The sequence below is a fragment of the Pseudomonas sp. NPDC087346 genome (genome assembly GCF_044744235.1).
Lineage (GTDB): Bacteria > Pseudomonadota > Gammaproteobacteria > Pseudomonadales > Pseudomonadaceae > Aquipseudomonas.
In genome coordinates, this window is the sequence record NZ_JBIUXX010000052.1 from 1 (window position 1) to 18,475 (window position 18,475).

Below are 18,475 nucleotides of genomic sequence, written 5' to 3' on the forward strand. Positions count from 1 at the left end.
AAAGAAAGATGCAGGCCATCGTTGCGGTCATGCGCAAATACCTGACCGGACTGTGGGCCTGCATGCAAGCGGGTGAAGATTTTGATACGGCCAAGTTTTTTAGCGACAAACACCTCGCAAAAGCTTGACCGTGAACAGAGTATCTACAGAGATCGGGTTTACAAGGCGAGTTCGCGGTTCGAGGCCTTGAGGAACTCCTGCTTCAGCTCGGCAAACGTATGCACCGCCGGGAACTGCGGGAATTCGCGGATCACGTTATCCGGCGCATGGAACAGAATCCCCGCATCCGCCTCGCCCAGCATGGTGGTGTCGTTGTACGAATCGCCCGCCGCAATCACCCGGTAGTACAGGTTCTTGAAGGCCAGAACCGACTGACGCTTGGGATCTTTCTGACGCAGTTGATAACCAGTGACCCGCCCAGTGTCATCAGTAATCAGCCGATGGCAGAGCAAGGTCGGAAAGCCCAGTTGGCGCATCAACGGCTGGGAAAACTCGTAGAACGTATCCGACAGAATCACCACCTGGAAGCGCTCGCGCAGCCAGTTGGCGAACTCCACTGCGCCGTCCAGCGGCTTGAGGGTGGCGATCACTTCCTGGATGTCTGAAAGCTTCAAACCATGCTCGTCGAGGATGCGCAGGCGTTGCTTCATCAGCACGTCGTAGTCGGGAATGTCCCGGGTGGTGGCCTTGAGGGATTCGATTCCGGTTTTTTCGGCAAAGGCGATCCAGATTTCCGGCACCAATACCCCTTCAAGATCAAGGCAAGCAATTTCCACAAGACACTCCCGTTTGTATTGATTATTAAGTCGAGCGAGGCCGAACTCTAGCGACTCCGTCCCGGCCGCGCAACGCAGAGCGCGCCCCGATTCCCGCCACTTTTTGTTACCATCGGCGCCATATAGAGCGCCCAGCGCCACCGACCTGTAGGAAGCCGCCCTGATGAGTGCAACGTTCGACGTCGTGGAACTCGCCACGACCTATGCCAACAAATCCGCGCAAGACATCCTGAAACTCGCGTTTGCCGAGTTCGGTGATGATCTGTGGATATCTTTCAGCGGCGCCGAGGATGTGGTGCTGGTGGACATGGCCTGGAAGCTCAACAAGAACGTCAAGGTGTTCAGCCTCGACACCGGCCGCCTGCACCCGGAGACCTACCGGTTCATCGATCAGGTGCGCGAGCACTACAAGATCGATATCGAACTGGTGTCGCCGGACTACACGAAACTGGAACCGTTCGTGAAGGAAAAAGGCCTGTTCAGTTTCTACAAGGACGGCCACGGCGAGTGCTGCGGCATCCGCAAGATCGAACCGCTGCGCCGCAAGCTGTCCGGCGTCAAGGCCTGGGCCACCGGCCAGCGCCGCGACCAGAGCCCGGGCACCCGCAGCGCCGTAGCCGCGATGGAGATCGATACCGCGTTCTCCACCCCCGAGCGCACGCTGTACAAGTTCAACCCGTTGGCGCAGATGACCAGCGAAGAAATCTGGGGCTACATCCGCATGCTTGAGCTGCCTTACAACAGCCTGCATGAGCGCGGTTTCATCAGCATCGGCTGCGAGCCTTGCACCCGTCCGGTGCTGCCGAATCAGCACGAACGCGAAGGCCGCTGGTGGTGGGAAGAAGCAACCCAGAAAGAATGTGGGTTGCATGCCGGGAATATCATCAGCAAGGCATAACACACCGCAACAGCAGTTCCCCTGTAGGAGTGAGCCTGCTCGCGATAGCGTAGTGTCAGTCGAAACATTCATTGACTGGTACACCGCTATCGCGAGCAGGCTCACTCCTACAGTGGTTTGTGGTGCCGTAAAAATGTGTACACACGAATGTCACCATCAGTGCCATTTATGTGTGCACTTTTAGTTTCTGCGCCCTGAAAAGTTACATCCCCTCCGGAAACACCTCCCTTCCGCGTCTCGCAAAAATCCCCCGCTGAAAATAAATAGCTGTTCAATCGGTCAATTTATATCGACCGGATTTCAGTCACTTAACCCTCATCCATAACAAAACGAAATCAGCAGCGCATTCCATAGATCCTGAACTGGCATAGATCTGGCTAAGGTGCATACATGTTTTGTATACAATAATTCAAGACATACACACTTTCGATCCGCAAGCCTGAAGCGCCCTATCCCGTACAGGCTGCAGATGCCCCGAATATCAGGAGCCTGCCGGAATGCGTACAAGTCTCTCCAATAACAACATCGCGCTGAATCTGCCTTCCTCCACGTTTGATCAGCCGTTGCCCGGCGAGCTTGCCGGGGAACCGCTGCAATTGAGCCCGCGCCTGCACAACAGCGACCTGGCACCGACCAAGGCCGAAGGGCGGCGCTGGGGCCGTTACAGCATCTTTGCCCTGTGGACCAACGATGTGCACAACATCGCCAACTACTCGTTCGCCATCGGTTTGTATGCGCTGGGGCTGGGCGGCTGGCAGATTCTGCTGTCGCTGGGGATCGGCGCGGCGCTGGTGTACTTCTTCATGAACCTGTCCGGCTACATGGGACAGAAAACCGGGGTGCCGTTTCCGGTCATCAGCCGGATCAGTTTCGGCATCCACGGCGCGCAGATTCCTGCGCTGATCCGGGCGGTGATCGCCATCGCCTGGTTCGGAATTCAGACGTATCTGGCGTCAGTAGTGCTTCGCGTATTGCTGACGGCAGTTCACCCGGGATTCGCCGATTACGATCACAACTCGATCCTCGGTCTGTCGACGCTGGGCTGGGTGTGTTTCGTGGCGATCTGGTTCGTGCAACTGGCGATCCTCGCCTACGGCATGGAAATGGTGCGCCGTTACGAAGCGTTTGCCGGACCAGTGATTCTGCTGACCGTCGCCGCCCTCGCCGCGTGGATGTACACCCAGGCCAACGCAACCATTGCCTGGTCGATCCGCGAACCGCTGAGCGGTGGCGAGATGTGGCGCAACATCTTTGCCGGCGGTGCCTTGTGGCTGGCGATCTACGGCACGCTGATCCTCAATTTCTGCGACTTCGCGCGTTCCTCGCCGTGCCGCAAAACGATCAAGGTCGGAAATTTCTGGGGCCTGCCGGTAAACATTCTGGTGTTCGCCTCGATCACCGTCCTGCTCTGCGGCGCGCAATTCCAGATCAACGGGAGGATCATCGAAAGCCCGACCGAGATCATCGCCTCGATCCCCAACACGTTCTTTCTGGTGCTCGGGTGTCTGGCATTCCTGATCGTCACCGTGGCAGTGAACATCATGGCCAACTTTGTCGCGCCGGCCTTTGTCCTGAGCAACCTGGCGCCGAAGTACCTGACCTTCCGCCGCGCCGGGCTGATCAGCGCAACCATCGCCGTGCTGATCCTGCCGTGGAATCTCTACAACAGCCCGTTGGTGATTGTGTATTTCCTTTCCGGCCTCGGCGCCCTGCTCGGCCCGCTGTACGGGGTGATCATGGTCGACTACTGGCTGATCCGCAAAGGCCGGGTCAACGTGCCGCAGCTCTACAGCGAAGATCCCAATGGCGCTTATTACTACAGCCACGGGGTGAATTTCCGTGCGGTCGCGGCGTTTATTCCTGCGGCACTGATCGCCATCGTCCTCGCATTGGTACCGGGTTTTCACAGCGTTTCGCCGTTCTCCTGGCTGATCGGCGCCGGGATCGCCGGAATGCTCTATCTGATCATCGCCAAACGTCAGCCGCACTACGCCGACGTCAGCGGTGAATCGATTGCCGTCGATAACGTCAGCCATTAATCCCTTCGCGGCCCGCACTTCGGGCCGCAGAACCACCCTGCTATAAGGACTTCCCATGCGAATTCTCGTGGTCAACGTCAACACCACCGAGTCCATCACCCAGGCCATCGCCCGCTCTGCGCAGGCCGTCGCTTCACCCGGCACGGAAATCGTCGGCCTGACGCCGTTTTTCGGCGCCGATTCAATTGAAGGTAATTTCGAAAGTTATCTGGCAGCCATCGCCGTGATGGATCGGGTGATGTCCTACGACCAGCCCTTCGACGCAGTGATTCAGGCCGGTTACGGCGAACACGGACGCGAAGGTTTGCAGGAACTGCTCAACGTGCCGGTGGTGGACATCACCGATGCGGCGGCCAGCACGGCGATGTTCCTCGGCCACGCCTATTCAGTGGTGACCACACTGGATCGTACCGTGCCACTGATCGAGGATCGGCTGAAGCTTTCCGGCCTGTGGGATCGCTGCGCCTCGGTGCGCGCCAGTGGTCTGGCGGTGCTGGAACTGGAACATGAACCGCAACGCGCACTGGAAGCCATCGTGCATCAGGCTGAACTGGCGGTGACTCAGGACAAGGCTGAGGTGATCTGCCTCGGCTGCGGCGGCATGGCCGGGCTGGATGAGCAGATTCGGCGGCGCACCGGGGTGCCGGTGGTGGATGGGGTGACGGCGGCGGTGACGATTGCTGAATCGCTGGTGCGGTTGAGATTGTCGACGTCCAAGGTGCGGACTTATGCGACGCCGCGGCCGAAGACCATCATTGGCTGGCCGCAGCGGTTTGCCCGTTAGACCGCGTTATCGTTCATCGCGGGCAAGCCACGCTCCCACAGGATTTGTGCAGAATCACCTATCAGTGAACGCCACAGAACCTGTGGGAGCGTGGCTTGCCCGCGAAGGCCACGACTCGGTCCCACGCCATACTCAAATAGCACTAAACCGCTGCCCCAACCCCCGCTCCGCAAACTGCTCAATAATGAAATCCACAAACGCCCGAGTCTTTCCCGGCAGCAATTTGTGCTCGGCGTAATAAATCGACGTGTAACCGTCATCGATGTACCAGTCGGGCAAGACCCGCTGCAACTTGCCCGTCTCCAGATACCCCGCCGCAAACGGCATGCTCACCAACGCAATCCCCAACCCCTGAGCCGCCGTGGCGCAGGCCGCTTCGGAATCACTCATGGTCATCCGTGCCTTCAGCGTCAATGGGCGGCAGATCTGCGGATCGCGACCGGTCAACTGCCAGGAGCGCACCCGCCCGGTTTGCGGTGAGCGGATCAGAATCCCGTCGTGATGCTTGAGATCGTCCGGCTCGGTGATCTCGGCGTTGGCTTGCAGATACTCGCTCGACGCCACCAACACCCGATGTGCCGGACTCAGTCGGCGCGCAACCACGCCCTGCGGCAGTTCGAAGCCGCCACCAATGGCCGCATCGAAGCCCTGGCCGATCAGATCGACCTGACGATTATCGAAATGCCAGTCCGGATTGATCGCAGGAAAACGCCGCAAGAACTCGCCGAGCATCGGCACGATATACAAACAGCCGAACGCGGTGCCCATGCTGACTTTCAACGTCCCGGCCGGCAGCCCTTCGACACTCGCCAGATTGGACACCGCGTTCTGAATGGTGGTGAGACTGCTGCTGACCTGACTCAGAAATAGCTGCCCGGCCTCGGTCAGCGTCAGGCTGCGTGTACTACGCTGGAACAGCCGCACACCGAGGCGCACCTCAAGTTTCGCCACACTTTTACCGACTGCCGCCGGAGTCAGACTCAGACGCCGGGCGGCCTCGGCGAAGCTGCCGACCTCGGCGCTGCGCACAAAGCATTCGATGCTGCTGAAGGTTTCCATGATCGCCACTATAAACTTCTGGTTTACACAGACTATAGCAATCATGGTCTACACGGTTGTCGATGAGAGGCCGATACTCGGCTCCAACAACAAGGCACCCCCGCCTTGAACACTCTGGAAATCGAACATGACTACTCAAAACCTCAGCGGTAAAGTTGCTCTGATTCAAGGCGGTTCCCGTGGTATCGGTGCAGCCATCGTCAAACGTCTGGCCGCTGAAGGCGCCAGCGTCGCCTTCACTTACGTGAGTTCCGCCGCCAAGGCTGAAGAGTTGCAGAACAGCATCACTGCCAACGGCGGCAAAGCCCTGGCAATCAAGGCTGACAGCGCCGACGCCGCGGCCATCCGTCATGCAGTGAGCGCCACCGTCGAAACCTTCGGCCGCCTCGACATTCTGGTGAACAACGCCGGTGTCCTCGCCGTTGCGCCGCTGGAAGATTTCAAGCTGGAAGACTTTGATCAGACCGTGGCGATCAACATCCGCAGCGTGTTCATTGCCTCTCAGGAAGCCGCCAAACACATGGGCGAAGGCGCGCGCATCATCAACATCGGCAGCACCAATGCCGACCGCATGCCCTTTGCCGGCGGCGGTGTATATGCGATGAGCAAATCCGCACTGGTCGGCCTGACCAAAGGCCTGGCCCGCGATCTCGGCCCACGCGGCATCACCGTCAACAACGTGCAGCCTGGCCCGGTGGATACCGACATGAACCCGGCCAGCGGCGAATTCGCCGACAGCCTGATCCCGCTGATGGCGGTCGGTCGTTACGGTACAGCCGCTGAAATCGCCAGCTTCGTCGCCTACCTCGCAGGTCCGGAAGCCGGTTACATCACCGGTGCCAGCCTGACCATCGACGGTGGCTTCGGCGCCTGACCGTTGTAAATCACGGACACAAAAAAACGCCGCTCATCTTTAAATAGAGAGCGGCGTTTTTTGTTGTCACGGCTTAGATCAGGCCCATTCAAGCGCCGGCAATCCGCAGGCTCCTGGGGTGAACGCCTTTAACGTGCGCAGAATTCCGTCAGCATGCGCATATTTTTCATCGGCCATGGCAGCATCGGGAATGGCGATGGCAGTCATGCCTGCCGCTTTCGCCGCAGTGACGCCAAATGGCGAATCTTCAAACACCAGACAATCTTCCGGCGCAACGCCCAAACGACGCGCAGCGGTCAGGAAAATATCCGGCGCCGGTTTTGCCGCACCGACTTCCGGGTCATCAGCGGTGACGATGAAGTCGAACAGCGCAAACCAGTCGCGGTGCAAAGTGGTTTTCTGGCCGAACGACTGACGCGACGAACTGGTGCCTACCGCGATTGGAATGTTATGGGCCTTGAGGTGACGAATCAGCTCTTCGGCGCCCGGCATCGCTTGCGCGGTAGGGAAACGCTCGCGCATCAGCGGCTCGCGGATCACCAGAAACTCTTCGGCAGTGATCGGCAGATCCAGCGCCTGCACCACGTAGTTCGCCAGATCATTCGCGCCACGGCCAATGATGTTCTGTTTGACGCTCCAGTCGAAGGTGCGCCCGTAACGCCCGGCGATGATCGAGGTGACTTCGGTGTAGATACCCTCGGTGTCCAGCAGCAAACCGTCCATGTCGAAAATCACGGCCTTGATCGGGCCGAACGTCTTCAGCGGTGCATTCATTATCGGATCCGTATCAATGACATCCCAGGCGGCGCGGGTGGTGGCGCGGCTCGGATCTGATTAAAGGGTTCAGCAGCATAACGAGCACGACCGCCATTGAGCAACGGGCAATATCGCCTGCGCCGCCGAACTGCTGGCGTGCATTTAGAGATTTTCCCTACAACCAAAGTCTCCTTGGCTGGCTTATTTCCTGTTTGATCCCCCGCAAAGTCTCGCGCCTCTTTATCGATATGCGCGAGTGACTGTCAATGCTTCCATCCGAGCGGCTCCTGGCCCTGAACAACAGCATCGGCCTGCTGGTGGTCGCCGCCCTCAATCCCGAACATCCCGACTTCGACACCCTGCTCGAAGAGTTTCGCCTGTGCCTCAACGATTACGACTCGTGGGCCGAGCAGTTCTGGACTGGATCAGCGCTGAATATCGAGCAGGTGTTCAAGGTCGGCAACGACGTGCACCTCAGCACTTCGGTCAACCAGCACAAACCCATCAGTTCCTCGGTGGCGATGTGTCCCGCCAGCGGCCCGTTGACCCTGGTCCATATGTTCGAGGCCGCACGTTTCGTCCCCATCGGCGATACCCCGGTGACGCTCGAGCCGGTGATCGCTGAAGTCGATGGCGTGTTGCGCTATGGCGAACCCCTGCATTATCGAATCGGCCCGAGCGGCATTCTGGAAGTCCCCGAGTGTGAACGGGGCCAGCGTTATCGCATCACCTTCTTTCCCGATGTTTCCGCCGCCCACATCAAAACCCTGTATGCGTCCTATCAAGGAGTGCTGGATGGACTGGAAACCTGGCTGCGCGGTGAATGGGTGGAGTTTCAGCCGCTGTGGACGGAGTTTTCCGGCGCCGGATTCACCGAGCGTTATGGCCAGTTGCAGCAAGCTGACTGGCGCGGATTCGAGAAAGCCCTGCACGGTTTCTGGGACGACATTAAACAGGTTTTCGCCCTGCTCGCCGACTTGCAGGCCAACAGCGAAAAACTCCTGCAATACCTGAGCGATATAGAACTCGATGCCTTGCTCGCGGCCTCCTCCGAAGCAATTGCCAATGGTCTGCTGATCCTCAGCGACGAACCGTTGCTGTTTATTCACCTCGCCGCGTTTACCAGTTGGTTGAAGATGCTGCCGCCGCAATATCTGGCGGAAGTGGTGGCGGAAGTTCGCGCCGAATTGCTGGTGAGCTTTCTGTTGATGCGCGTGGCCGGTGGGGTCGGCGTGCAGTTGCACTTGAGCAGTAAAGTGCTCGGCAGGATCAAATCGCCTCGGGCGCGGGAGTGGCTGGCGGCTTCGGCGTTGCGGTTGGCAGAGCTGAGTTCCACGCCTGAATTGGGCAAGCATGCGGGCGTGCTCAAGCCGGTGGCGATCAATGCGCGGGACGTACGGTTGAAACCGACGCCGTTGATTCCGCTGGAAATTGTTTCGGCGGACTCTTCTGTTTTGCAGGTTCGCAATCCAGCGCCGATTGCGCGCGACAAGTCGCAGAGCATGGCTCGGCTGGAGCGGCATGAGCCCCATGATGACTCCCCAAATCAGGCGAAAAACCCCAATGGCGACAGTGCTGATTGTGGGCCGCTGACCTGCACCAATGGCTGTCCGGTGTCGATGGTCACGGGCGAGGAACTGCTGACCCTGACGGATGGCACGCTGGATGGGCGGCTTCCGTTTTCCTTCACCCGCGTTTACCGCACCAGTGCTGTTGAACTGGATGTGGGCCTGGGGTTTGGCTGGAGCCATTCGCTGGCGCATCGGCTTGAGTTTGATGGCGACGCGGTGGTTTGGGTCGATCACGAGAACCGCCGGACGCGGTTTCCGTTGCCGAGTGTTGAACGGCCGGCGATTCATAACAGCCTGTCGCGGGCGGCAATTTTTCTCGGGGATGAACCGGAGGAATTGATCCTCGCACTGGCTGGGGAAGCGTCGCGGTTTTATCACTTTCGGGTCGGGCGACTGACGGCGATCAGCGATGCGTATGGCAATCGTCTGACGGTGTTTCGCGATCGGTCTGACAGGATTTCGCGCCTCGATAACGGTGCCGGTCGGGCGCTGTTGTTGCGTTACGACCGGGCGCAGTTGATCGCTGTCGACTACCAGCGGTTTGATCCGGCGCTGAACCTCGCCGAGCCCTGGGTGACCGAGCAGACGCTGGTCAGTTACCGCTACGACGCCCCGCGCCGGTTGATCGAAGCGACTAACGCGGCCGGAGAAAGCGAGCGTTACGACTACGACGATGCGCACGTCATCCTGCAGCGGCAACTGGCCGGGGGCGCGAGTTTTTACTGGGAGTGGGAGCGTTCGGGGATAGCGGCGCGTTGCGTGCGGCATTGGGCGTCGTTTTCGCAGATGGACACGCGGTATGTCTGGGATGACGCCGGCAGTGTCGCGGTGCATTACGTTGATGGCACCGAAGAGGTTTACGTTCACGACGACCGTGCGCGGCTGGTGCGCAAGGTCGAGGCCAATGGTGGCGAACATCTCAAGGCGTATGACGCTCAGGGGCGTTTGACGGCGGAGCAGGACGCGCTTGGCGCCGTCACTGAATACCGTTACGACGATGTCGGACGGCTGATTGCGCTGATTCCGCCAGGTGATGCGCCAACGTCCTACGAGTATCGCAACGGTTTCCTGCACAGCCGTACGCGAGGCGATGCGGTTTGGGTCTATCGCCGCAATGCTCAGGGTGATGTCACCGAAGCGGTCGATCCTGATGGCCAGATTACCCATTACCACTACGACGCTCGCGGGCAGTTGCTGTCGATCCGTTATCCGGACACCAGCCGCCATGTGCTGCTGTGGAACGATCTTGGGCAACTGACCGAAGAAACCCTGCCTGACGGTGGCGTAAGGCGCTTTTCCTACGATGCGCAGGGGCGCCGGACCACAACGCAGGACGAGCATGGTGCGATCACTCGTCAGCAATGGGACGCGGTTGGCCGACTGGCTCAGACGACGTTGCCTACGGGTGCTACCCGGGCTTACAGCTACGGCGCCTACGGCCAGGTCACCGCCGAGCGCGATGAGCTGGGCCATATCACCCGATATGAATATGACGACGATCTGCACCTGGTCAGCCGGCGGATCAATCCTGACGGCACGCGGTTGCACTACCGCTACGACCATGCGCAGCTGTTGCTCACAGAGATCGAGAATGAGTCCGGCGAAAAATATCAGCTGGACTACACGCCGAGCGGATTGATCCGACAGGAAACCGGCTTCGACGGACGCCGTACCGCGTATGCCTATGACCTGAATGGTCATCTGCTGGAGAAGACCGAGTTTGGGGATGACGGTTCGCGGCTGATCACCGGGTATGAGCGGGATTCAGCGGGGCGCCTGTTGATCAAGACCCTGCCTGATGGGATCAAGGTTACTTATCAATACGACCGCCTCGGTCGTTTGGTGGGTGTTGATGACGGCCAGGATCATCCGCTGGCCTTCGAATATGACGTGCAGGATCGGCTGATCACCGAGCATCAGGGCTGGGGCACCTTGCGTTATGCCTACGACGTCTGCGGTCAGCTGCAACGCATGCGTCTGCCGGACAACAGCAAGCTCGATTACCACTATGCCAAGGGCGGTGCGCTGACGGCGATTGACCTCAATGGCGCCCGGCTCACCAGCCATGTTTACCAGTCGGGTCGTGAGCAGCAGCGTCAACAAGGCCTGCTGACCAGCGACTATGCCTACGACGAACAGGGCCGTTTGCAGGCGCATGCCGTAGGCCATCAGCACGATTCGTTGTACCGCCGAGATTATGCCTACAGCGCCAACGGCAACCTGGAGCACATCGTCGACACCCGCCACGGGCAGCGCACCTACGGTTACGACGCCCTCGACCGCTTGATTCGTGTGCGTCACTCACGCGACGAACTCCCGGAATCCTTTGCCCACGACCCGGCCGGCAACCTGCTGATGCAGGATCGCCCCGGGCCTTCGCAGATCAAAGGCAACCGCCTGCTGATGCAGGGTGATCGCCACTATGACTATGACGCGTTTGGCAATTTGATCCGCGAACGGCGTGGCACCGCGCACAAGCTTGTCACCGAATATCGCTACGACAGTCAGCATCGCCTGATTGGTCTGACTCGACCTGATGGCCAAACCGCCAATTACCGTTACGACGCTTTTGGCCGTCGTATCAGCAAGACCGTTGACGGCCAGACCACCGAGTTCTTCTGGCAAGGCGACCACCTCGTCGCCGAAAGCAGCCCGACGCAACACCGCAGCTTCGTCTATGAGCCCGGCACCTTCCGCCCATTGGCCCTGCTCGACGGCAAAGGCCCGAAGAAAGCCTGCCCGTTTTACTACCAACTCGATCACCTCGGTACGCCGCTGGAGTTGACCGATTACAGCGGTGAGATCGTCTGGTCGGCGCAGTACGACGCTTACGGAAAAGTGGCTGCGCTGACTTTGGCGGCGGACGATTATCTCGACCAGCCGCTGCGGTTTCAGGGGCAGTATTTCGATGCGGAAAGCGGGCTGCATTACAACCGGCATCGGTATTACGATCCGAGGGTCGGACGGTATCTGACGCCAGATCCGGTGAAGTTGGCGGGTGGGCTGAACCAGTACCAGTACACGCCGAATCCGACGGGGTGGGTTGATCCGTTGGGGTTGGCTTGTACTACGTGCCCGGGGGTGAGTACCGCCGATGGCCCCTATAGTGAAATAGTGCCCGGGGGCGGATTAGAAGCACACGAAAAAAAGGGAGGCCATCTGATTGAAAAACACATCGGTCGAACAGAAACTCAACTGGCTCAACGACTGATAGAGGAGCCATGGCTAAGTAGGGCGTCTACTTTTTATGATCGAGCGACGGCAGAAAAAGCCATGTCCAGTGTTATTGCCAAGAACCAGGCCATGATCGATAAATTTCTAACAGGGAAAGAGAGCCAAATTATTATCAGTGATTCCTTACCCTATCCGGTTGGCATGGTTTTGAAGAAAAAATCTACCAAGGTGAAACCCGTATCGGGGGTATTCCTACTTTTACGAAAAGATAAGAAGCTCCCAAATACTTATCGCATACATACAGGATATGCAGAATGAGCAGAACGAAATTCCCGGAGCTCTTTCAGTTCTTAGCGGGATATTTTCATCAAGATTGGAAATGTGATCATGAGAATGAAGATGAGGTTATCCAGCTATTTATAGAAAACTCGTCACCTGAAACACTCTCTCTAGTAAAAAGCGAGTTAAATTCAGTATTAATTTCCTTTCCAGACGAGGAGGAGTTAAAGAGCTTTTTATTTGAGGAAATAGGATGTTCTTACTATTACCCCTATGCATGGCCCTCTGGCAAAGCATGGTTAGAACACATCCTTGAAATGCTTGAGCAGAAAGACAGAAATGTTCCGGTTTGAGCTTCACTCTCACGCCCCAAAGCCTCTGCGATAAAAAGAGACGAACGATTCGTCGAAGTTTCATGGGAATTGTCAGTCGCCGAGTCATCTTCCTCCAACGGCAACTGATCCCGCCTCAACGGATCAGTCGGCGAAGGCAGCGGATATTCCGGCGTCTCATCAACATCATCTGCCTTCGTATCATCACCCATCACACACCTCTCGAAGGGCCTGCCCTCAGGCCCTGAAGATTCAATCCTCATCTTCCTCATCCACATACTCACTGTCCGCCGCATCATCAGCATCATTAAGCGGCACAGTCGCATCATCCATCAACGACCCAGGATCTTCATTCCCCGGATCATTGATAAACGGCAGCCCACTCGGGCCTTTTTCTTCCTTGCCTTCAGTTTCGGGAGTCATGGCAAACCTCGTGAATTCAGGTGCGTGTTTAACGTTCGAAAGGCAGCTCAACAAATCGTTCCTGCCTTGAAACTATAGAAGCAAAAAACCCGGCACTTGGCCGGGTTCACTGTAATCACCATCACCTCAGTGATGCCGATTTTTATGTTTGTGCTTATGCCCGCCATTCGAGTGCGACTTGCCTCCATCGCTGCCCAAATTATTACCGACTGCCCCGCCCGCTGCGCCGCCGAGACCCGCGCCAACAGCCGAACCGGTTGAGCCGCCCAAGCTGTTGCCAACCACGGAACCACCCGCCGCCCCCAATCCACCCCCCACGGCGGCTTCAGTGCGGCTGCCTTTCGGTGCGCCTACGGCGCCGCCGGCCGCGCCGCCTACTCCCGCGCCAACCGCAGCTCCGGTGCTGCCGCCGAGCTGTCCGCCGACCACATTGCCCAACACACCACCCAGTCCGCCGCCCACTGCCGCCGAACCATCGCCGGCGGCCATTGCGCCTTGTGCGACCAGCAATCCGAAAACCAGTGCGGATAATGTCAAACGCATAACAACCTCACAGTTCCCGAAACGGGACAGTACGCCCGAGAAAGGGGCTGTATGAATTTGGAGGCATTTCCCGCGAAAACGTTCAGCAACGAAAAAGCCCGACATCAAGTCGGGCTTTTTCTGACAGGCAAACCGTCTTAGTGACGCTTGTGTCCCTTGGACAGATTGCTACCTACCGCGCCGCCAGCTGCACCGCCCAGACCGGCGCCAATCGTTGCGCCGTTTTTACCGCCGAGACTGTTACCGATCACCGATCCACCGGCCGCGCCAACGCCGCCGCCAATCGCTGCTTTGGTCCGGCTACCTTTGCCGGCCGCCATTGCACTGCCAGCGGCACCGGCCAGACCGGCACCAATCGCAGCACCGTTGCTGCCGCCCATTTTCTGGCCGACCACATTACCCAATGCGCCACCCAGACCGCCGCCAAGAGCAGCGGTGCCATCACCAGCAGCCATCGCACCTTGAGCAACCAGAAGCCCCATAACCAGAGCGGGCAGTGTTAAACGCATGACGAAAACCTCAAAAATAGGGACAACAAAAAGGGTCGCGATTGAATGCCGTCGGGGAGAAAAAGTCCAGACGAAATCAGAGACCACCGCGCACTGAGCGCCGATTTGACAGCGTTTTTCGAAAAGGTTTTATGACAGGCAAAAAAAAGCCCGCTGGGGAGACGGGCTGGAGACTTGCTTTCTAACGGATGGCTTCACCCTACGACGGTGGACGTGAAAAGTTTGTGAAAGCCATCTAACCCAACCTACCGTCTGTAGGACATTTCGCAATCCATGGAGCCGGGCATAAAAAACCCCGTTCATAGACGGGGTTGTTCGACAGCCGATTACTTTCTGGCTCGCGTCGTAACCTTGGGTAGGAACTTTGCTTTCGGTCCCTTGGGAGCCGTGGACTTGATCTTGCCGGTCTGAACCGGGTCTTCACCAAAGCCAGCCTGATACTCCGTCTGGCCGCAACGTACGCAATTGTTAAACGAAAACTCAGCTCCATCATCTTCGATATACGGATCAGTCATAACGTCTCCCCTTTGCCAAGGATCGATACCGGCAAACCCCTTTTGCCTGAAAAAATATCGACCTCCAAGGCTTTTGAGACTAGCCGGTCATTACTGGACTTGTGATTCAGATTGACCGATGCCCGACGAATGGCCTGCGCAAATTAAACAGATCAACCGGCACCCCCGAGCTCACGCGTCTAAAGATTGGACAAACCGATACTGCTCGAGCCTGGCGTCATCTAGCACCCTAGATCCGCCAACGGCGATCAGCGCAACTTCACCGCAGTCCCCGTCACAAACACCACAACCATGCCGCCCTTGCCGGCCGGCATGCTGATCTCGAAATCCAGACCCACCACAGCATCCGCCTGCAACGCCCGCGCTCGCTCCTTGATCTCGTCCGTCGCCTGAACGCGCGCCTCCTTCAGTGCCCGCTCCAACGTCTGCGAACGCCCACCAAAGAAATCCCGCATCCCGGCGAACATGTCACGAATCACATTGACCCCTTGCACCGACTCGGCACTAACGATGTCCAGGTACGCGGTGATTTGTCGGCCTTCGATGGAATGAGTGGTGGAGATGATCATGGGAGAAATCCTTTGAACGGCAGAAAATTTGCCGATTGTAAGTCACCAGCGACCGGCCCCCATTCCCATATCGTTCCCATACAGGACTTTTTCAGACGCCAGAAACCACAAAACCCCTGACTTCTTTCGAAATCAGGGGTCTTGTGTGTATCGAATGTGGCGGTGAAGGAGAGATTCGAACTCTCGATACAATTTCTTGTATACACACTTTCCAGGCGTGCTCCTTAAGCCACTCGGACACTTCACCGTATCTCTTCAAACATGTTCTGTCTGTCGAGGCGCGCTAATGTAGTCGAAAGCTTTTCCGATGGCAAATATTTTTTTCAGAATTTTCATGCGGTTAAGAGAAAAAGCCGTTTCTCCCGGAATGGGGCCATGGCAAACCGGCCATTCTTGGGTGAGCGCGCGCCTTCTATATAGAGGGAGATGCGCGACCATACGGCGTGCAACACTGGGCGAGGGGTAAAACGGTGACTGGCGAGTCAGTCACGGCGCTTTACCTGGCCTACGGCGGTGGGTAACGTCTGCTTCATCTTTCTTACAAGGAATAGCGTCATGAGTGAGTTGATTTCCTACCACCTCGAAGACGGTATCGCGACCCTGACCTTGAGCAACGGCAAGGTCAATGCCATTTCCCCGGACGTGATTGCGGCGTTCAACACGGCGCTGGATCAGGCTGTGACTGATCGCGCCATTGTGATCATTACCGGTCAACCGGGGATTTTGTCCGGTGGCTACGATTTGAAGGTGATGACGGCTGGCCCTAAAGAAGCCGTGGCATTGGTGACTGCCGGTTCGACTCTGGCCCGTCGCCTACTCTCTCATCCGTTCCCGGTGATTGTTGCCTGCCCTGGCCATGCCGTGGCCAAAGGTGCGTTCATTCTGTTGTCCGCCGATTACCGCATTGGTGTCGATGGCCCGTTCAGCATTGGTCTGAACGAAGTGCAGATCGGCATGACCATGCACCACGCCGGCATCGAGTTGGCGCGTGACCGTCTGGGCCGTGCGGCTTTCCATCGTTCGGTGATCAATGGCGAGATGTTTGATCCGAAAGGCGCGGTAGACGCCGGTTTCCTCGATAAGGTGGTGTCGGCCGAAGAGCTGCAGGGTGCAGCGCTGGCTGCGGCGCGTCAGTTGAAGAAGATCAACATGACTGCTCACAAGAACACCAAGCTGAAAGTGCGCAAAGCACTGCTGGAAACCCTGGATAGCGCGATCGTTCAGGATCAGGAGCATCTGGGTTAACCCCAGGTTCCAGCCACCTATAAGAGCCCGACCGTCGTGTCGGGCTTTTTCTTACGTACTCTGTCGAAATAGCCGTAGTGGCTCTAGGACGCGTCTGACCATCCACTTGGAAACATGCGCTTAAACATCGCCTATCTCCTGCCTCTATAGCAGCAATTGCCGAAAACAGTGCACATCCGTACACTGCGCCACCTTTTGTCCCGGTGGGCCCTGTAAATGCTGTTTTTGTTTCGTATGTTATTGATGGGTCTGCACTTTGTTCTGGCTGGTGTGCTTGGGGTAATCCTCGGTCTGTGCCGTCCTTTCAACCCGGACAACAGTCGCCTGTGCGCGCGCCTCTATGCGCTGCCGGCAATGTGTATTTTGCGTCTGCGAGTGAAATCCGAAGTCAGCGGTTTGATGAACAAGCCCGACAGCTGCGTGATCATCGCCAACCATCAATCCAACTACGATCTGTTCGTGTTCGGCAACGTCGTTCCACGCCGCACCGTGTGCATCGGCAAGAAGAGCCTGAAATGGGTGCCGCTGTTCGGGCAGTTATTCTGGCTGGCCGGCAATGTGTTGATCGACCGTGGCAATGCGCAAAAGGCGCGTCAGTCGATGCTCACCACGACCAACACTTTGCAAAACGAACACACCTCGATCTGGGTATTCCCGGAAGGCACGCGCAACCTCGGCGAAGAACTGCTGCCATTCAAGAAAGGCGCCTTTCAGATGGCGATTGCTGCCGGCGTGCCGATTGTTCCGGTGTGTGTCAGCAGTTACGTCAAGCACATGCGCCTGAATCGCTGGCGCAGCGGGAAAATCCTCATACGCTCGCTGCCGGCAATTCCTACGGCAGGACTGACCATGGACGACATGCCCATGCTCATCACCCAGTGTCGCGAGCAGATGCGCGAGTGCATCGCCGACATGGATAAGCAGCTACACGCTGCGTGAAAAAGCGACCCGCCCTGTGCGGGTTTTCTTTTGCCGGCTGAACTGTGCAGATTTCACTGACTCTCAAGCAGCGACACGGCTAAGCTGAAGCCTTGTATTCCCTGCCATCTGCCAAGAAGAAGTGAACCACCACCATGGGTCGAGTTGTTGCTGCTGCGGTTTACAGTGCGGGTAAGAAAGTCACCAATATTTCCCTCGACGAAGGCGCAGCCTGGGCCGCCAAACCCGGCCACTTCGTCTGGATCGGCCTCGAAGAGCCGAGCGCGCAGGAACTGTCCAACCTGCAACGTCAGTTCAACCTGCACGAACTGGCGATTGAAGATGCTCTGGAAAAACACAGTCGGCCCAAACTGGAAACCTTCGGTGACGCTTTGTTTATCGTCACTTACTCGCCGATTCGTGAACATGGCATCTTGCAGTTTATCGAGACGCATATTTTCGCCGGCAAGGGCTACATCATCACCGCACGCAACGGCCACTCGGCGTCTTACGCTCACGTCCGCCAACGCTGTGAGGCGCGGCCGCTGTTGCTGGAGCATGGCGAAGATTTTGTGCTGTATGCCCTGCTCGACTTCGTGATCGAAAACTATCAGCCAGTGGGCGAAGCGATCCACGCTGAAATCGATGAGCTGGAGCGCAACGTGTTGTGCAGTGCGCTGAACGAGCGCGACATTCAGAAGCTGCATGGCCTGCGCCGCGATGTCGTACGTCTGCGCCGTTATGCAGCGCCGATGGTGGAAATCAGCGAAGAGCTGCAAAAGCTCAGCTTCCCGTTTATCGACAAGAACATGCGCCCGTACTTCCGCGATGTGCAGATTCATGTAACGCGGCAGATGGAAGATCTGACGACTCTGGCGGACATCGCCAGCCAGACCATCGAAATTGGTGTGTTGCTGGAAGCGTCACGACAAAGTGTGGTGCAGCGCAAGTTTGCTGCTTGGGCGGCGATTCTGGCGTTCCCGACGGCGGTGGCGGGGATTTACGGGATGAACTTCCAGAACATGCCGGAGCTGAGCTGGCATTACGGCTATTTCACCGTGCTGGGGTTTATTGCGGTGGGATGTGTGAGTTTGTGGGCGAGTTTCAAGAAGTCGGGTTGGTTGTAAGGAATACCTTGTCGCCAGGGAAAATCGCTAGCAGGCTAGCTCCCACAGGGTCTGCGCAATAACGCAGATCCCCCTTTGGGAGCC

The 18,475-nt window shown here is 57.7% G+C and carries 17 protein-coding genes and 1 tRNA gene; 9 read left to right on the forward strand and 9 right to left on the reverse strand.

Annotation, left to right across the window (positions count from 1 at the left end; genetic code table 11):
- Positions 1 to 158 precede the first annotated feature (158 nt).
- Positions 159 to 776 carry a bifunctional phosphoserine phosphatase/homoserine phosphotransferase ThrH gene (gene thrH, locus ACIOZM_RS24370; RefSeq protein ID WP_401218306.1) on the reverse strand — a complete coding sequence of 206 codons (618 nt, stop codon included), beginning with the start codon at positions 774 to 776 and terminating at the stop codon, positions 159 to 161.
- Positions 777 to 939: 163 nt separating this feature from the next.
- Here thrH and ACIOZM_RS24375 point away from each other — a divergent pair, with 163 nt between their 5' ends.
- The 3 genes from ACIOZM_RS24375 (at position 940) to ACIOZM_RS24385 (ending at position 4,497) form a co-directional block, all read left to right on the forward strand.
- Positions 940 to 1,674: a phosphoadenylyl-sulfate reductase gene (locus ACIOZM_RS24375; protein ID WP_282353091.1), complete on the forward strand. Its 735-nt coding sequence runs from the start codon at positions 940 to 942 to the stop codon at positions 1,672 to 1,674.
- Positions 1,675 to 2,171: 497 nt separating this feature from the next.
- Positions 2,172 to 3,713, forward strand: a complete 1,542-nt coding sequence (locus ACIOZM_RS24380) for an NCS1 family nucleobase:cation symporter-1 (RefSeq protein WP_401218309.1) — start codon at positions 2,172 to 2,174, stop codon at positions 3,711 to 3,713.
- 55 nt (positions 3,714 to 3,768) lie between these two features.
- Positions 3,769 to 4,497: an aspartate/glutamate racemase family protein gene (locus tag ACIOZM_RS24385; RefSeq protein ID WP_401218312.1), complete on the forward strand. Its 729-nt coding sequence runs from the start codon at positions 3,769 to 3,771 to the stop codon at positions 4,495 to 4,497.
- A gap of 132 nt (positions 4,498 to 4,629) precedes the next feature.
- Here ACIOZM_RS24385 and ACIOZM_RS24390 read toward each other — a convergent pair whose 3' ends face one another.
- Positions 4,630 to 5,556, reverse strand: a complete 927-nt coding sequence (locus ACIOZM_RS24390; protein ID WP_401218315.1) for a LysR family transcriptional regulator — start codon at positions 5,554 to 5,556, stop codon at positions 4,630 to 4,632.
- A 127-nt stretch (positions 5,557 to 5,683) separates the two neighbouring features.
- On the opposite strand from ACIOZM_RS24390, the gene ACIOZM_RS24395 reads away from it, so the two are divergent.
- Entirely contained in the window at positions 5,684 to 6,430 is a 747-nt protein-coding gene (locus ACIOZM_RS24395) for a 3-oxoacyl-ACP reductase family protein (RefSeq protein ID WP_401218318.1), read from the forward strand.
- Positions 6,431 to 6,508: 78 nt separating this feature from the next.
- On the opposite strand, the gene ACIOZM_RS24400 is transcribed toward ACIOZM_RS24395, so the two are convergent.
- Positions 6,509 to 7,204 (reverse strand): HAD-IA family hydrolase, encoded by a 696-nt coding sequence (locus ACIOZM_RS24400; protein ID WP_401218321.1) that lies wholly within the window; start codon positions 7,202 to 7,204, stop codon positions 6,509 to 6,511.
- A 248-nt stretch (positions 7,205 to 7,452) separates the two neighbouring features.
- Between ACIOZM_RS24400 and ACIOZM_RS24405 the strand changes: the two genes are divergently transcribed.
- Both ACIOZM_RS24405 and ACIOZM_RS24410 read left to right on the forward strand, forming a co-directional pair.
- Entirely contained in the window at positions 7,453 to 12,249 is a 4,797-nt protein-coding gene (locus ACIOZM_RS24405; RefSeq protein ID WP_401218324.1) for an RHS repeat-associated core domain-containing protein, read from the forward strand.
- On the forward strand, positions 12,246 to 12,563 hold the full coding sequence (locus ACIOZM_RS24410) for a contact-dependent growth inhibition system immunity protein (RefSeq protein WP_401218327.1): 318 nt from the start codon (positions 12,246 to 12,248) through the stop codon (positions 12,561 to 12,563). Before ACIOZM_RS24405 ends, ACIOZM_RS24410 begins: the two co-directional genes overlap by 4 nt.
- A 231-nt stretch (positions 12,564 to 12,794) precedes the next feature.
- Here ACIOZM_RS24410 and ACIOZM_RS24415 read toward each other — a convergent pair whose 3' ends face one another.
- The 6 genes from ACIOZM_RS24415 to ACIOZM_RS24440 all read right to left on the reverse strand — a co-directional run bounded on the left by ACIOZM_RS24415 (position 12,795) and on the right by ACIOZM_RS24440 (position 15,348).
- Complete coding sequence (locus ACIOZM_RS24415) at positions 12,795 to 12,965, reverse strand: hypothetical protein (protein ID WP_401218329.1); 171 nt, start codon at positions 12,963 to 12,965, stop codon at positions 12,795 to 12,797.
- 126 nt (positions 12,966 to 13,091) lie between these two features.
- On the reverse strand, positions 13,092 to 13,508 hold the full coding sequence (locus ACIOZM_RS24420) for a hypothetical protein (RefSeq protein WP_401218332.1): 417 nt from the start codon (positions 13,506 to 13,508) through the stop codon (positions 13,092 to 13,094).
- 137 nt (positions 13,509 to 13,645) lie between these two features.
- Positions 13,646 to 14,017, reverse strand: a complete 372-nt coding sequence (locus ACIOZM_RS24425; protein ID WP_401218334.1) for a bacteriocin — start codon at positions 14,015 to 14,017, stop codon at positions 13,646 to 13,648.
- Positions 14,018 to 14,343: 326 nt separating this feature from the next.
- On the reverse strand, positions 14,344 to 14,532 hold the full coding sequence (locus tag ACIOZM_RS24430; protein WP_129391353.1) for a hypothetical protein: 189 nt from the start codon (positions 14,530 to 14,532) through the stop codon (positions 14,344 to 14,346).
- Between the two features lie 248 nt (positions 14,533 to 14,780).
- The gene (locus ACIOZM_RS24435; RefSeq protein WP_401218337.1) at positions 14,781 to 15,101 is read right to left on the reverse strand and encodes a YbjQ family protein; all 321 of its coding nucleotides are present in this window, start codon (positions 15,099 to 15,101) and stop codon (positions 14,781 to 14,783) included.
- 157 nt (positions 15,102 to 15,258) lie between these two features.
- Positions 15,259 to 15,348: transfer RNA gene (locus tag ACIOZM_RS24440), tRNA-Ser, on the reverse strand.
- 308 nt (positions 15,349 to 15,656) lie between these two features.
- Here ACIOZM_RS24440 and ACIOZM_RS24445 point away from each other — a divergent pair.
- The 3 genes from ACIOZM_RS24445 (at position 15,657) to ACIOZM_RS24455 (ending at position 18,391) form a co-directional block, all read left to right on the forward strand.
- Positions 15,657 to 16,346 (forward strand): crotonase/enoyl-CoA hydratase family protein, encoded by a 690-nt coding sequence (locus ACIOZM_RS24445; protein ID WP_401218340.1) that lies wholly within the window; start codon positions 15,657 to 15,659, stop codon positions 16,344 to 16,346.
- Positions 16,347 to 16,562: 216 nt separating this feature from the next.
- Positions 16,563 to 17,285 (forward strand): 1-acylglycerol-3-phosphate O-acyltransferase, encoded by a 723-nt coding sequence (locus ACIOZM_RS24450; protein ID WP_401218343.1) that lies wholly within the window; start codon positions 16,563 to 16,565, stop codon positions 17,283 to 17,285.
- Positions 17,286 to 17,419: 134 nt separating this feature from the next.
- Positions 17,420 to 18,391, forward strand: coding sequence for a magnesium and cobalt transport protein CorA (locus ACIOZM_RS24455; protein WP_401218345.1), 972 nt, complete (start codon positions 17,420 to 17,422; stop codon positions 18,389 to 18,391).
- The last annotated feature ends 84 nt before the right edge of the window (positions 18,392 to 18,475 follow it).